At 41.0% G+C, this 15,571-nt stretch carries 11 protein-coding genes; 8 read left to right on the top strand and 3 right to left on the bottom strand.

The annotated features are described in order from the left end of the window. Positions 1-113 precede the first annotated feature (113 nt). Together fucI and ICJ55_RS02075 are read right to left on the bottom strand one after the other, a co-directional pair. Positions 114-1,880: an L-fucose isomerase gene (gene fucI, locus ICJ55_RS02080; RefSeq protein WP_188157131.1), complete on the bottom strand. Its 1,767-nt coding sequence runs from the start codon at positions 1,878-1,880 to the stop codon at positions 114-116. A 199-nt stretch (positions 1,881-2,079) separates the two neighbouring features. Continuing rightward, on the bottom strand, positions 2,080-2,826 hold the full coding sequence (locus tag ICJ55_RS02075) for a DeoR/GlpR family DNA-binding transcription regulator (protein WP_188157130.1): 747 nt from the start codon (positions 2,824-2,826) through the stop codon (positions 2,080-2,082). Between the two features lie 282 nt (positions 2,827-3,108). On the opposite strand from ICJ55_RS02075, the gene ICJ55_RS02070 reads away from it, so the two are divergent. After that, entirely contained in the window at positions 3,109-5,211 is a 2,103-nt protein-coding gene (locus ICJ55_RS02070; protein WP_188157129.1) for a TonB-dependent siderophore receptor, read from the top strand. A gap of 102 nt (positions 5,212-5,313) precedes the next feature. Here the strand turns inward: ICJ55_RS02070 and ICJ55_RS02065 are convergent, their stop codons facing one another. Beyond that, positions 5,314-6,525 (bottom strand): ATP-binding protein, encoded by a 1,212-nt coding sequence (locus tag ICJ55_RS02065; RefSeq protein WP_188157128.1) that lies wholly within the window; start codon positions 6,523-6,525, stop codon positions 5,314-5,316. 172 nt (positions 6,526-6,697) lie between these two features. Here ICJ55_RS02065 and purL point away from each other — a divergent pair, with 172 nt between their 5' ends. From purL to ICJ55_RS02030, 7 genes are all read left to right on the top strand, one after another. Then, positions 6,698-10,594: a phosphoribosylformylglycinamidine synthase gene (gene purL / locus ICJ55_RS02060; protein ID WP_188157127.1), complete on the top strand. Its 3,897-nt coding sequence runs from the start codon at positions 6,698-6,700 to the stop codon at positions 10,592-10,594. 52 nt (positions 10,595-10,646) lie between these two features. Beyond that, entirely contained in the window at positions 10,647-11,783 is a 1,137-nt protein-coding gene (locus tag ICJ55_RS02055; RefSeq protein ID WP_188157126.1) for a DUF3800 domain-containing protein, read from the top strand. A gap of 237 nt (positions 11,784-12,020) precedes the next feature. Then, a complete protein-coding gene (locus ICJ55_RS02050; protein ID WP_188157125.1) occupies positions 12,021-12,569 on the top strand; it encodes an REP-associated tyrosine transposase in 549 nt (182 codons plus the stop codon). Positions 12,570-12,712: 143 nt separating this feature from the next. Beyond that, positions 12,713-13,819, top strand: coding sequence for a transglutaminase-like domain-containing protein (locus tag ICJ55_RS02045; RefSeq protein ID WP_188157124.1), 1,107 nt, complete (start codon positions 12,713-12,715; stop codon positions 13,817-13,819). After that, on the top strand, positions 13,794-14,162 hold the full coding sequence (locus tag ICJ55_RS02040) for a mercuric transporter MerT family protein (RefSeq protein ID WP_188157123.1): 369 nt from the start codon (positions 13,794-13,796) through the stop codon (positions 14,160-14,162). Before ICJ55_RS02045 ends, ICJ55_RS02040 begins: the two co-directional genes overlap by 26 nt. Before the next feature lies 1 nt (position 14,163). Then, positions 14,164-14,469 (top strand): heavy-metal-associated domain-containing protein, encoded by a 306-nt coding sequence (locus tag ICJ55_RS02035; RefSeq protein ID WP_188157122.1) that lies wholly within the window; start codon positions 14,164-14,166, stop codon positions 14,467-14,469. 116 nt (positions 14,470-14,585) lie between these two features. After that, a complete protein-coding gene (locus tag ICJ55_RS02030) occupies positions 14,586-15,521 on the top strand; it encodes a KpsF/GutQ family sugar-phosphate isomerase (protein ID WP_188157121.1) in 936 nt (311 codons plus the stop codon). Positions 15,522-15,571 lie beyond the last annotated feature (50 nt).

The raw sequence follows: 15,571 nt of genomic DNA, 5'->3' as shown, positions 1-15,571 counted from the left end.
TTTCCCCTTGTTATTTCCTTGTAGGGACGCACTATGTGCGTCCGTATTGTTTTAGGTTTGATCAAGCGGTCTTATTTGCAAATTTTTTTACAAATTTAACCGCTTGTAAGTGCTTATTTATAAAGCGGTCCGAAGTTTGCACACGCACGGTAGTCTTGACCTTCTTTGTCTTGACCGAAACCGTTCCACGCACTTGGACGGAATACATCTTTATCTTCTACGTTGTGCATACAAACCGGAATGCGTAACATTGATGCAAGGGTGATTAAATCTGCACCCACGTGGCCGAAAGTGGCTACACAGTGGTTTGCCCCCCAGTTTGCCATCACGCTATACACGTCTGCGAATGCACCTTTACCGGTTAAGCGAGGCACGAACCAAGTAGTTGGCCAGGTTTCGTTGGTACGTTTGTTTAAGGTATCGTGAACGTGTTCCGGTAAGTCGATTGACCAACCTTCCGCAATTTGTAATACAGGACCAATGCCTTTGATGAGGTTGATTCGGTGCATCGTAAACGGCATTCCGCCTTTGGTTAAGAATTGAGAAGATAAACCGCCGCCACGGAAATATTCGTGCACTGCCGGACACCAACGGGTATTCTCTAAGCAACGTTTGCCGTCTTCTTCTGTTACTTCCCAAACCGGTTTGATTACAGGTTTACCGTCTTTGTCGGTATGCTGACCTGTACCGTCTAATGCCGCTGAACCTGAGTTAATTAAGTGGATAAAGCCACTTTCAGGACGCCAACCGGTAACACGCTCAACAGAATCTTCGCTCCAGTAAGTACGCACATCCGCAAACACTTGGGCTTGACCGGTTAATAAGTTACCGAACAACATATTCACGCCATTTAAGCTATCGTTTTCTGTTGCCATAATGTATGGTGCTCGCACACCGTTCCAGTCATAGGTTGAGTTGAGTGTTGCCTCTAAGAAATCGCCGTTTGGTAAATGGTCTGTCCATTGGCGTTGTCCTTGGAAACCGGCAGCAATCGCATTATGACCTAATGCCTCTTCGCCATAACCTAATTCTGCTAAACGTGGGTTGCCGACCATTAAATCACGGGCGATAATGGTCATTTTCACCACATCTTCCCAAAGTTTTTCACGTTCTTCTGGGCTGCGTTGGTTTTCCGGTGCATTCACATCAACACCTTCTTTGCAATAAGTTTTCACCCATTCCATCGCTAATTTAAATTCTGCGTCATCGTAGATGTTGCGATCTAAACGGCGTTTAATTTCCGTCATATCTACATATTCATTACGCATACCTAAATATTCTTGGAAGAATTGTTGGTTTACGATAGAACCGGCGATACCCATTGAAACTGAACCGATAGATAAATAAGATTTGCTACGCAAAGTCGCCACTGCTAAACCTGCACGAGCAAAACGCAATAATTTTTCACGCACATCGGTAGGAATGGATTGGTCGCCTGCTTCTTGTACTTCTGTGCCATAAATGGAGAATGCCGGTAAACCTAATTGGCTATGCCCTGCTAAGGCTGCCGCTAAATACACTGCACCCGGGCGTTCTGTACCGTTAAAGCCCCAAATGGCTTTTGGCATATGTGGGTCCATATCGATGGTTTCAGAACCGTAGCACCAGCAAGGGGTTACGGTAATCACCGCACCGACATTTTCACGTTTGAATTTTTCGGCACAAGCCGCAGCTTCGGCAACGCCACCGATGGTGGTGTCAGCAATCACACATTCAACGAAATCACCGTTTGGATGGCGGATTTCCGATTGAATTAAATTGGCAACTGCTTTTGCCATATTCATTGTTTGATCTTCAAGTGATTCACGCACTCCTAAACGGCGACCGTCAATAGTAGGGCGGATACCAATTTTCACAGGGGTAGATTTCAACGTTGTCATAAATAGTTCTCCCGATTGGTTTAAAAAATGTTGTTGTTGAATTTATTATGCATACGCAATATAGGTTATGAAGAAAAATGCGAAATTCGTTTTAAATTTGTGATTGAGATCACAAAAAAGAGGAGGTTTTTTGCAAAATAGCTTAATAAAGGATGCCCGATTTTGGTTTGTTTTTGAAAAAATCGGGCAAGTTTAGGTACTAAATAATGATTTCAACTTGATTATCTAGACAATAATTTTGTAGAGATTCTGGAAGTGCTTGATTAATAAATAATTTATCAATACAGGATAAATTTTCGATTTGGAATAAATCCTTACGTTCAAATTTACTATGATCGGCTAATAAGAAAACCTGCTTACTATTAGTAATTAATTTTCTCTTTAACGAGATATTAATTTCATTGGATTCCCAAATCGCTCCATCAGCAATACCGGTACAAGAAAGAATAGCCAAATCAATTTTTAACCGGGTCAGTAACTGCTCGGATAATGGACCGTAAAACGCATCGTATTTTTCAGAATAAATACCACCGGTAGCAATGGTTTTAATGTGTGGCTTGTGTGAAAGGCTATAGATAATCCGCATTGAACTGCTGACAACTGTGCAGGGAATATTCGGAATACGTTGTGCTACATTCCACGAGGTTGAGCTGGCATCTAAGGCAATCACCGACTCAGGTTGTAAGTATTCCAATACATTTTCTGCAATACTGCGTTTTGCCTCGCTGTTCAGCCGTTGTCGGGTGGTAAATGAGCGACCAATATCTCGCTTTTTGTGGCTCACTGCCCCTCCGTGAGTGCGATGTAATAACCCATCTTTATCTAGCTTATTTAAATCTCGGCGGATAGTTTCAATCGAAACCCCACAATGTTCCGCCAATTCTTGAACGTTAGCTTCATCAAACTGTTCTATATATTCCATTATCTGTTTGTGTCGCAGCTGCATAATCTATCCTTTTTGTAAATTTTTCTCCAAATTTAACCGTTTGTAGCGTTGCTGTCGAGCAAGCAAATTTGATTTTTAGAAGGCGATCACATTTTGTGTTGCAAGCGGTTAAATTTAGGGAACTTTTTGCAAAATTTGTAATATATTTTTTGAAATTTTATTTCAGACTAATTGACAACCATTTTTATCTCTGTAAAATTCGCTTTGTTTGATGTTGAGAATTGTTTTTAATATCAAAATTTGGTAATCCTCTTAAATAACTTACCTAAGGAAATGTTTCGAATGAAAAAATTTAAATTACTTCCTGTTTCAGCTGCAGTCTTGAGCGTACTTGCTGCAAATGCAATGGCTCAAACTGCTTCAACAGATACAGTAGCATTAGATACTGTTACTGTAACCGACAATCAAGGCTTAAAAGTGCAAAGCAATGTGGTAACAACACAGAAAAAAGATGAGAGCACACAAACAGACTTACGTGGTTTATTAAAAGATGAGCCGGCAATTAGCTTAGGTGGTGGTAATGGCACATCTCAATATCTCTATATTCGTGGTATGGGGCAAAACTCCATTGATGTAAAAGTAGATAACACTTACTCAGATAGCCAAATTTTGTATCACCAAGGTCGTCATATGTTAGATCCGGCATTGGTGAAAATTGTTTCTGTACAAAAAGGTGCAGGCAGTGCTTCAGCCGGTATTGGTCAAACTAATGGTGCAGTAATTGCTAAAACCGTTGATGCATTAGATTTATTAAAAAACAGCGATAAAAACTTCGGTGCAAAATTAGGTACTGGCTTCAGCACAAACCACGCTCACAATTTCAATGCAACCTTATATGGTAAAGGCGAAATCTTTGATGCTTTAGTTTCAGGTAATCTTGTGAGAGATCGCGACTATAAAGGCGGTAAAGATTACGTAAACCAATTCGGCACAAACCGTGTTCCGTATAGTGCATTAGATAAAACCAGCTTCTTAGCTAAATTAGGTGCAACATTGGGAGATCACCGTTTTGTATTAAGCCATTCAAACGAGCGAAATGAAGGTCAGCGTTTAGTGCGTGAAGAATTTGATACAGCACCAAATGGTACGATTACACCTCCATACCATCGTTTAAATTTAAAAAGTCAAGCTCCAGCTAACCGTAGAATTACGGTTCAAAGAACTAACTTAGAATGGACTGGTAAAAACTTAGGTTTTGCTCAAGAAGCAACAGCTAACGTGTATCAGTTAGTACAAGGTCGTTGGTCTGAGAATGAAACAGGTAATGGTTATGCTGGTGGTGTAGATTATGCAACCAAAACTAAAATAGTAACCCACGGTGCAAACGTAAACTTTGATTCTGCCCTTCACGAAAATGTATTATTAAAATACGGTGTGAACTATCGCCACCAAGAAGCTAAACCACACACTAAATTTAACCCTCTTGTGAAAAACCAAGAGAAAACCGATACCGGCGTGTATGTTGAAGCAATTACTGCTCCAGTAGATAAAGTAACTTTAACTACCGGTGTACGTTACGACCACTTCAAATTCAAAGCAATGGATGGTAAAGAGCGTAGTAATGGTGCATTCAGCCCAAGCGTTGGTCTTATCTATGAGCCAATTGAACATTTAAGCTTAAGTGCAAGCCACAACTATGCAACTCGTAGTCCTCGTTTATACGATGCACTAACGGCTCACGGAAATAGAAAAATCGTTAGTATTGGCAGCAATACTAAAGCGGAGAAAGCTCGTAATACTGAAATCGGTTTCAACTATAACAATGGTACATTCAGTTTTGATGGTAGCTATTTTTGGCAAGATATAAAAGATGCATTAGGTGGTGGTCGTGATAGCCATAATCCTAATAATGAGTTAATTATGAACCTAGGTAAAATTAAAAACCGTGGTTATGAGTTAAATGCAGGTTACCATAATGGTGGTTTTACTGCTCGTATTGGTGTTGCACACAGCAAACCACGTTTCTACTCACCAACTATTTGGGAAGTAAACAGACAAACTGGTAAGCTAGAAGAAAAACCATTATTAAGTACTAACCCGGAATACGCATCAGCAATCGGTCGTACTTGGACAGCCTCTTTGAGCTATCGCTTTGAACAACCAAATTTAGAGGTTGGCGTACACCACCGTATTGTTGAGAAAGTGAAACCTGAAGATAATTTCTTCGTTACGGGCGGAACATTACAAACAAATACCGGTACAGGCAAAGACGGCTACAATGTAACTGATATCACCTTAAACTGGAAACCACTTAAAGATGATAGCGTGAATGTAAACTTCGCAGTGGATAACGTGGCGAATAAAAAATACAACGCACACGGTCAGCGTGGTAATTTCCCAGCTCGTGGACGTGAATTCCGTGCAGGTGTGAACTACACGTTCTAATTCTTAAATTAGACTAAAGTGCCCGATTGAACTAACATTCTCAATCGGGCATTTTTTATGTTACAAGCGGTCAAATTTTCCGGCTTTTTTGCAAATTCGCTGTTACTTCACAAAAAATTCTGCAAAAGGGATAATCTCAATTGTTTTTCCTTCACTGATCACTTTGTCTTTTTGGGTTAATGTAATGATATAGCCGGTATCAAAATTGAAAAAATGCATTGCATCTAATGCCCCTTGAATTTCTCGTTTTTGATTTTCGGCATTCAGCGTTAAACAAACCTGAATCAGCTGATGTGGTTGAGCGTTTTGGCACACCACAAAATCACACTCTTTATTATTTTCGTTGTAATAATAAATCTCTTTGTATTGACGGCGTAATGCCCAAAATACGGCATTTTCTAATTTCCTGCCGAGATCTGCCGTAAAAGAGGGGGAAATTGCTTCTTGTAAGCCGTTATCAATAAAATAGACCTTACGAGGGTTCACTAACTGAGCTTTATAAGAGTACGCAAATTTTGGAATAAGCTGTACCAAATAAGCATTTTCCAAATAAGTTAAATATTCCTGCACGGTGGAAGTACTTTTTACATTTAAACTTTGGGTGAGCTTGCTGGCAGAAATTAAGTTTCCTACATTTCCGGCTAGAAACAGTACAAGCCGTTTCATTGATTGTTCGTCCCGAATAGCGTAACGTACCACTATATCACGATATAAAATATCGTTGATTAAATGCTCAAACAGTTCATTTTCTTGCATTTTTAAATATTGTGGAAAACCGCCTTGGTGCAAATATTCCTCTACGCTTTCTGCATTTGGTGGTAATTGTAAAAACGCACAAAATTCGGAAAATGAAAAAGGAAACAGCTCTTTACTTATATGCCTGCCGGTTAGCTTTGTACCTAATTCTCGGCTTAATAATGAGGCATTCGAGCCTGTAACAATCACTCGATACCCTTCATCGAGCTTGCCCCGCACATAGATTTCCCATTGATCAATAACTTGGATTTCATCGAAAAAAAGAATGTTGGCTTGTTTTTCTTGAATGATTTCATCTAACAAGCGGAAATCGCCGAATTGGAAATCAAACAGTCTTGGCGTATCAAAATTGATGAATAGCGTTGTTTTTGGATCTTGCTGCTGTAAAAGTTGGGTAAGCAATGTGCTTTTACCGCAACGCCTGATACCCGAAATAATTAATGCCATTTCGTTATAAAAACGCAGTTGAGGCAACATTTCTCGAGGATAGCTTTGTTGAACCACTAACTGTTGTTGCTGGCTGCTTATTACATCAAGGAGATCGGATTTTAGTATCATAATTGTTCATTAGTATTGAATAAATTTGTTTGATAGTAACAAATAAATTTATTCGATGCTAGAAAATAAATTTGAAATAATTATCTTTCTCTTATTTTTCAATGTTGGCAACCGTTTGCGTAATGAATTATAATCAGCACAAATTTTCATTTTAGATAGGAAAATCTCACCAATGACTATGCAAATCTTCCGTGGCTCGCCTGCCCTTTCAGAATTTCGTTTAAATCAACTTCAACAAAAATTTGCCGCTGCCAATTTGCCGGTGAAATCGATTTACGCAGAATATGTGCATTTTGCGGATTTAACCGCACCACTCTCAGCAGAGCAAGAAGATAAATTAGTTCAATTATTACACTACGGTCCAACCCTTGCTGAACACGAACCTGTTGGTGAAACCTTTATCGTGATTCCTCGTTTAGGCACGATTTCTTCGTGGTCATCAAAAGCAACTGACATCGCCCACAACTGTGGCTTAGAAAACATTGCTCGTGTAGAACGTGGCTTAGCTTACTATTTTGAATTTGAACGTAGCTTAACCACTGAAGAAGAGAGCAAACTTGCCGCCTTGTTACACGACCGTATGATGGAAACCGTGATTCGCAATGCAGACGATGCGGCGGTGTTATTCAAACAACAAGAGCCAAAACCATTCACCAGTGTGGATATTTTAGGCGGTGGTCGCAAGGCGTTGGAAGAAGCGAACGTCAATTTAGGCTTGGCGTTGGCGGAAGATGAAATTGATTATTTGGTGGAAAATTTCACCGCACTTGGGCGTAACCCGAACGACATTGAGCTTTATATGTTCGCCCAAGCCAACTCAGAACACTGCCGCCACAAAATTTTCAACGCCGATTGGACGATTGACGGCGTGAAACAGGAAAAATCCCTGTTCAAAATGATTAAAAACACCTTCGAGAAAACTCCTGACTATGTGCTTTCCGCTTACAAAGACAATGCGGCGGTAATGGAAGGCTCAACGGTTGGCAGATGGTTCCCGGATCAAGACGGTCAATACCGTGCTCACCAAGAACAAGCCCATATTTTGATGAAAGTGGAAACCCACAACCACCCAACCGCTATTTCGCCATTCCCTGGTGCAGCGACCGGTTCGGGCGGTGAAATCCGTGATGAAGGAGCAACTGGTCGTGGAGCAAAACCAAAAGCGGGCTTAACGGGCTTTTCGGTATCTAACCTTGTGATTCCAAACTTTGAGCAGCCTTGGGAAAATCCACTTTCCAAACCGAGCCGTATTGCATCTGCGTTAGACATTATGATCGAAGGTCCACTCGGTGGTGCTGCGTTCAACAACGAATTTGGTCGCCCTGCGTTATTAGGTTATTTCCGTACTTACGAGGAAAAAGTGAATAGCTTTGCGGGCGAAGAAGTACGTGGCTACCACAAGCCGATTATGTTGGCGGGTGGTATCGGTAATATTCGTGCCGAACACGTGCAAAAAGGCGAAATCCCTGTGGGGGCGAAGTTAATCGTGCTTGGCGGTCCGGCGATGAATATCGGCTTGGGCGGCGGTGCGGCATCGTCAATGGCATCAGGTAAATCGAAAGAAGATTTAGACTTCGCCTCTGTTCAACGTGAAAACCCGGAAATGGAACGCCGTTGCCAAGAAGTGATCGACCGCTGCTGGCAAATGGGCGAAGAGAACCCGATTTTATTTATTCACGACGTGGGTGCAGGCGGTTTATCGAATGCGATGCCTGAATTAGTCCACGATGGCGAGCGTGGCGGTAAGTTCGATTTACGCAAAATCCTGTGTGATGAAAAAGGAATGTCGCCGCTCGAAATTTGGTGTAACGAATCCCAAGAGCGTTATGTGTTAGCAGTTGCTCCTGAAAAACTCGAACTTTTCACCGCACTTTGTGAGCGTGAGCGTGCACCGTTTGCGGTGATTGGCGAGGCTACCGAAGAGAAACACTTAACCTTACACGATGAGCATTTCGGCAACGATCCGATTGATTTACCGATGAACGTGTTGCTCGGCAAAACCCCGAAAATGCACCGTGAAGTTTCGCAAAAAACCGTTGAAAATGCACCGCTTGCAACGGACGGTATCGACCTGAAAGAAGCATTACACCGTGTATTACGCTTGCCTGTGGTGGCGGAAAAAACCTTCTTAATCACCATTGGTGACCGCTCGGTAACAGGTATGGTGGCTCGTGACCAAATGGTTGGCCCGTGGCAAATTCCGGTGGCGGACTGTGCCGTTACAACTGCATCGCTTGATAGCTATCACGGTGAGGCGATGTCAATGGGCGAACGTGCACCAGTTGCGTTGTTAGACTTTGGAGCGTCAGCTCGCTTGGCGGTGGCGGAAAGTATCACCAACATTGCGGCGACCAACATCGGCGACATCAAACGCATTAAACTCTCGGCGAACTGGATGTCGGCAGCAGGCCACGAGGGCGAAGACGCAGGCTTGTATGAAGCGGTAAAAGCGGTGGGCGAGGAGCTTTGCCCTGCACTTGGCATCACCATTCCGGTGGGTAAAGACTCAATGTCGATGAAAACCACTTGGGAAGAAAATGGTGAGAAGAAAACGGTTACCGCTCCGCTTTCCCTTGTGATTTCGGCGTTTGCTCGTGTGGAAGATGTACGTAAAACGGTTACGCCACAACTTCGCACCGACAAAGGGGATTCTCGCTTGTTGTTAATTGACTTAGGCGAAGGCAACAACCGCTTGGGTGCAACGGCGTTAGCACAGGTTTACAAACAACTGGGTGACAAACCTGCGGATGTCGTAAATGTTCAAGCCTTAAAAGATTTCTTCAACGCAATGCAAGCCTTAGTAGCAGAAGATAAATTATTGGCGTACCACGACCGTTCAGACGGTGGCTTAATCACCACCTTAGCGGAAATGGCATTTGCCGGTAACTGCGGTGTGGATGTAGATATTTCAGCCCTTGGCGACAACGATTTAGCGGTGCTATTCAATGAAGAGTTAGGTGCGGTAATCCAAGTCGCTGATAGCGAACTCAATGCAGTACGTGAGGTGTTAAAAGCTCATAACTTGATTCACGTAACCAAAGAATTAGGTGCGGTGAATGCGGATAACCGCTTTGAAATCAGCCGTGGCTCTCGCAAACTGTTAAGCGAAAAACGCTCTGAATTACGTGGTATTTGGGCAGAATTAACCCACCAAATGCAACGTTTGCGTGACAACCCTGAATGTGCTGACCAAGAGTTTGCAGCGAAAAAAGATGAGAATAACAAAGGCTTATCTGCATTCTTAACTTACGATGTAAATGAAGACATCGCCGCACCGTTTATCAACAAAGGAGCGAAACCAAGCATTGCGATCTTGCGTGAGCAAGGCGTAAACAGCCACTATGAAATGGCGGCGGCGTTCGACCGTGCTGGCTTTAAAGCGATTGACGTGCATATGTCCGACTTAATCGCAGGTAGACGCAACTTAAACGACTTCAACGCAATGGTAGCGTGCGGTGGCTTCTCTTACGGCGACGTACTCGGTGCTGGCGGCGGCTGGGCGAAATCAATCCTATTCAACCCAATGTTGCGTGACCAATTCAGCCAGTTCTTCGCTAACCCGAACACATTAGCACTTGGTGTATGTAACGGCTGCCAGATGGTGTCTAACTTGGCGGAAATCATTCCGGGTACAGAAAACTGGCCTCGCTTTGTTCGTAATAAATCCGAACGTTTTGAAGCCCGTGCAGCGATGGTAAAAATCAACGACACCAACTCGCTCTGGTTCAACGGAATGGCAGGCAGCCATATGCCGATTGCGGTTTCACACGGCGAAGGACAGGTTGAGTTCAAAAATCCACAGCAATTAGCGAACTTGCAGCAGCAAAATCTCGTGATCGCACAATATGTGGATAGCCACCTCAACCCAACCGAACAATACCCAGCTAACCCGAATGGCTCAGCATTTGGTATCACGGCAATCGGTAATACAGATGGACGTGTAGCAATTATGATGCCACACCCAGAACGTGTGTTCCGTGCAGTAAGCAACTCTTGGTGTCCGGAAGATTGGACAGAAGACGGGGCTTGGATGAGATTGTTTAGAAGTGCACGTGTAGCGCTGAAATAGATAAAGAAATAGCACTCGTCTTTGATGAGTGCTATTTTATTGAGAGTAATGTATGTATTTTTATATAGATGAAAGCGGTAATACTGGACTAAATTTATTTGATAAATCACAACCATATTTATATTATGGAGTATTAAGCTCCCCTTTAAACATAGATGATGTTGGATTAAAAGAAATAAAAGATATTAGAAACAAGTTTTCAGTCAATCGATTACATGGACACGAGCTAGGCGTCGCTAAGTTATCGGAAATATATAAAGAACTTATATCTTTTATAGAAAGGTATGATTTAAAATTTGATTTATACAGACTAAATAAATCAGACTACATCATAATTTCTTTCTTTGACCAGATTTTTGATCAAGGGATAAATCCTGCTGTCCCATATAGTGCCTATTGGACTCCACTAAGATACCCATTATTATTTCATGTGGCTAATTTATTTGATGCGGATCTATTATATAAGGCTTGGAGTGCTAGAATTGAAAAAGATCAAAATAAATCTAATAATTTATTATTAGATGTTTGTAAGATTCTATTAAGCAGAGTTGAATATTTACATGACAAGAGAGCTAAAGAAATTATTAGTCATGCTATAACATGGGTTGTGAATAATGTAGACGACATATATTATAATGGACCTAAAGATAAGAAATCCAGATTACTCATTTCTCCTAATTTAATTAGTTTCCAAAGTGTTCTATTTGGGATAATACACCGATCTGAACTACATAAAAGCAATGTAGATAAGATTATTGTTGATCAGCAATCTCAGTTTAATAATACTCAAAAGTGGTTAGCTCAATTGTACCAAAGAACAGATGATATATTACGTATAGGCCCAGGATTACCAGAAATAGATTTACGCGGTATGTTTCAAACTAGTATAGAATGCGTTTCTGGAATGGATAGTATTGGATTAGAAATCACAGATCTATTTTTATGGTTATTTAAGAGATATATAGAGAATAAAAGTTTATCTAATGATCTAAGAAGTGTTATAAATATTTTACTTAATGATGCATTAACAGATGAGATATCACTAACTAGTTTATCTGCCCGTTGGGAAACATGGTTTAATGAATTACCAGAATTATCTGAGTATTCAGAATGCAATTTGGAAAAAATAAAATTAATGCAAACTGAAGAAAATAGAAAAATAAAAGAACTTGTTTCTGCTTATAAATAATTACCCCGATGGCGCTCGTCTCTGACGAGTGCCTTTGTCTTCTCGTTAAACGTAACTTTCCTTCTATTAAATTACAGCACTCGTCGGAGACGAGCGCTATCTTTCCTATTTGCAAAAAATGAAGTGAAATTGACCGCTTGTATTTTTGCGATCTCTGTCGAAAAATTGTGATTTACTGCTTGTCTGCTAGGAGATTTTGAGTAATTCAGCTTATTATGTTTTAGTTGAAGGTATTCTATGAATAGAAAATACAAAATGAGAAATAGCGATGGGGCTTATTTTGTGAGTTTTGCAACGGTATATTGGATAGATGTTTTTATTCGTGAGATTTATTTCCAAGCCATTATTCAATCTCTCGCATTTTGCCATAAAGAAAAGGGAATGCAGATTTATGGTTACTGCATTATGCCAAGCCATATTCATTTACTCTTTCAAGCTAAAAATCAAAACCCAACCGAAGTATTGCGAGATTTCAAAAAATTTACGGCAAATCAACTGATTACGTTAATTCGTGAAAATCAACAAGAAAGTCGGCGTGAATGGCTATTATGGATGTTTTCCCGAGCAGCAGCAAAACGTGGTAATGTGCAGAAATATCAATTTTGGCAGCATCATAATCAACCTATCGAAATTTATTCGCAGAAATTCTTTGATGAAAAGTTAAATTATATTCATCAAAACCCTGTGATAAGTGGCTTTGTATCTGAGCCTTGGGAGTGGAGATATAGTAGTGCGAGAAATTATTGCGGAATGAGTTCCGTGCTCGATATTGATATTGCAGTGTAAGGTATTATCAGACAACTATTATTATTTCCTATCCCCTATTGCTTTCCCCTTTTTTATTGGCTACTATGCAACCTCATCCGTAGTTAGAATACTTAATATGTTAAGTTTTAACTGTTTTTTCAATCTAATAAGGATCATCTCAAATGAATAAACTTATTGCCTCTCTTGTTGCATCAAGCTGTGCAACCGCTTTTGCAGCCCCTGTTCAACAAAACAATTTCCACACCAACACGCATACTTACGAATTTACCCAATCTTATGATTTAGTAGTGCCGCAAGGTTCTTCGGGAACAACGAATTTATGGATTCCGTTGCCGTCTGATACCGATTACCAAACGGTAAAATCGATTGAGTTTGAGGGCAGCTATAAAACTGCTTATATCACTGAAAACAATGCCTATGGTGCAAAAACGCTTTATGCCACTTGGGATAAAGATGCACCGAAACGTGATATGAAAGTGAAATTGGTTATCCAAACACAAGACCGTGAGCCAATGGCTCAAGGGGCGTTGAAAGATTACCAAATGCCGGAAAAAATTACCTATTCGGTGGATGTGTTGGAATATCTTAAACCAACTACTCATATTAAAACAGACGGTATCGTGAAGGAATATGCTGATAAAATTGTGGGTAACGAGAAAAACCCACTGAAACAAGCGGAATTAATCCACAACTGGATCGTCAATAATATGGAGCGTGATAACTCTGTGTTGGGTTGTGGCGATGGTGATGTTGAGAAAATCTTAACTACCAAAGTCTTGAAAGGAAAGTGTACCGACATCAACTCTGTATTCGTAGCGTTAGCCCGTGCTTCAGGCATTCCGTCTCGTGAGGTGTTTGGTATCCGTTTAGGTAAAGCAGACAAAATGAGCCAATATTCCAAAACCGCTTTTGGTAGCTCAAAAGATGGTATTGCGAATGAAAACAGCGGGCAACATTGCCGTGCGGAATTTTATTTAGCCGGCTTCGGATGGGTGCCGGTAGATTCTGCCGATGTAGCGAAAATGCGTTTAGCAGAGAAAAAAGAGGTCTCAGATCCAGATGTTCAAGAGGTATCAAAATATTTGTTTGGTAACTGGGAAATGAACTGGGTTAGCTTTAACCACGGGCGTGATTTTGATCTATATCCACAGCCTGAATTAGCCCCACTGAACAACTTCGGTTATCCGTATGCGGAAGTGGGCGGCGACCCATTAAACTCTTTTGATCCGAAAGAATTTGGTTATGAGTTCATTTCAAAAGAACTATAACAATAAATTCATCACAATGTGTATCACCGCTGTGATTACAGCGGTGAGTTCAACGTTGTGTTGCATTGCACCGCTTATTTATTTGCTGTTTGGGATTTCCTCCCCTTGGTTGATGGAATTAAACCAGCTGGAGTTTTTGCAAATTCCAATGCTAATTCTTTCACTTTGTGCATTTGGCTACGGTTTTTGGCTACTTAATTTTTCCAATAAGATTATTTGTACCAAATACTTCTCTCGCAGAACCTTAGTGATTTTGTATTGGGTGGTGTTTGTTATTGTGATGTTCTTTCTAACTTACCCTTATGTTTTGCCTTATATTTTAGAAATATGGGGCGGAGAATAAAATGAAAAAATATATCGCAACAATGTTGTTGGCTTTTGGGTTGATAAATTCAAGCTATGCACAAGAAAAAACAGCTCAATCTGCAGTACAACAAGCTGAGAAAACGGTTGTCCTTCACATTCCTGAAATGTACTGCCAACTTTGTGTGTATTTAGTGAATAAAGAACTACGTACGGTGGAAGGTGTGGTTTCAACTAAAGCCTCGATGAAAGAACGTACTGCAACTGTAGTTGCTAAAGAAAATGTGGATAACGAAGCATTAATACAAGCGGTCAGAAAATTAAATTATTCTGCAAAAGTGATGTAAGAAAGAAGTCGGGAAATCCCGACTTTTATTTTTCAAAATTGGCTTAAATCCAGATAAATTGGTAAAATTGGTTCATTGCAAAAAATCAGCGGATTTTGACCGCTTGTGAGGAAGAGATGAATCATCTAGACAGTGCAAAAGAAACGCTAAGCCTTTACGCTCAGCAGATTATCACGCTAAACCATCGACTCTCTGAAGAATTTAATGAGGTCGTTGAAATGATGCTGGCTTGTCAAGGGCGGGTAGTTGTAGGCGGTATTGGCAAATCAGGACTGGTGGGGAAAAAGATGGTAGCGACCTTTGCTTCTACAGGAACGCCAAGTTTTTTTCTACATCCGACTGAAGCGTTCCACGGTGATTTAGGAATGCTTAAACCAATTGATATGGTAATTCTGATTTCCAACAGTGGCGAAACCGATGATGTGAATAAGTTGATTCCGAGCCTGAAAAGTTTTGGCAATAAAATTATTGCGATGACGGGCAACCCGTATTCCATCCTTGGGCGAAATGCGGATGTGATTTTAAATATCGGGGTGGAGCGTGAGGCTTGTTTGAACAACCTCGCACCAACCAGCTCGACTTTAGTTACTATGGCATTAGGCGATGCGTTGGCGATTGCTTTGATGAAAGCCCGTGATTTCCGCCCTGAAGATTTTGCCCGTTTCCACCCGGGCGGCAGCCTTGGTCGTCGCTTGCTTAACCGTGTGAGAGATGTAATGGTGCGGAACTTGCCGATTGCCCATCTTGATACCCCATTTACTGAATGTTTATCCGTGATGAACGAAGGCAGAATGGGTGTTGCCGTCATTATGCACGAGGGAAAATTAGAAGGGATTATTACTGATGGTGATATCCGCCGAACCTTAGCAAAACACGGAGCGGAAAGCCTAAGCAAAACCGCAGAAGAAATTATGACCCGTAATCCGAAAACCATTAATGATTCTGTATTCTTAGTCAAAGCGGAAGATTTAATGAAAGAGTTAAAAATCCACTCACTGATTGCTGTTGATGACAACGGCAAAGTGACCGGCTTGATAGAGTTCTCGAGTTAGTTTTGTTATTAATTAAAACCAAACAATTTTGTTTGGTTTTTTTAGGTTTA

It is taken from the genome of Mannheimia bovis, from assembly GCF_014541205.1.
Classification (GTDB): Bacteria; Pseudomonadota; Gammaproteobacteria; order Enterobacterales; family Pasteurellaceae; genus Mannheimia; species Mannheimia bovis.
This window is presented reverse-complemented; position numbering and strand designations above follow the sequence as displayed.

Bases quoted from the DNA above. Each gene is read 5' to 3' on its own strand.
- fucI (WP_188157131.1), bottom strand. From the start codon at position 1,880: ATGACAACGTTGAAATCTACCCCTGTGAAAATTGGTATCCGCCCTACT.
- ICJ55_RS02075 (WP_188157130.1), bottom strand. From the start codon at position 2,826: ATGCAGCTGCGACACAAACAGATAATGGAATATATAGAACAGTTTGAT.
- ICJ55_RS02070 (WP_188157129.1), top strand. From the start codon at position 3,109: ATGAAAAAATTTAAATTACTTCCTGTTTCAGCTGCAGTCTTGAGCGTA.
- ICJ55_RS02065 (WP_188157128.1), bottom strand. From the start codon at position 6,525: ATGATACTAAAATCCGATCTCCTTGATGTAATAAGCAGCCAGCAACAA.
- purL (WP_188157127.1), top strand. From the start codon at position 6,698: ATGACTATGCAAATCTTCCGTGGCTCGCCTGCCCTTTCAGAATTTCGT.
- ICJ55_RS02055 (WP_188157126.1), top strand. From the start codon at position 10,647: ATGTATTTTTATATAGATGAAAGCGGTAATACTGGACTAAATTTATTT.
- ICJ55_RS02050 (WP_188157125.1), top strand. From the start codon at position 12,021: ATGAATAGAAAATACAAAATGAGAAATAGCGATGGGGCTTATTTTGTG.
- ICJ55_RS02045 (WP_188157124.1), top strand. From the start codon at position 12,713: ATGAATAAACTTATTGCCTCTCTTGTTGCATCAAGCTGTGCAACCGCT.
- ICJ55_RS02040 (WP_188157123.1), top strand. From the start codon at position 13,794: ATGAGTTCATTTCAAAAGAACTATAACAATAAATTCATCACAATGTGT.
- ICJ55_RS02035 (WP_188157122.1), top strand. From the start codon at position 14,164: ATGAAAAAATATATCGCAACAATGTTGTTGGCTTTTGGGTTGATAAAT.
- ICJ55_RS02030 (WP_188157121.1), top strand. From the start codon at position 14,586: ATGAATCATCTAGACAGTGCAAAAGAAACGCTAAGCCTTTACGCTCAG.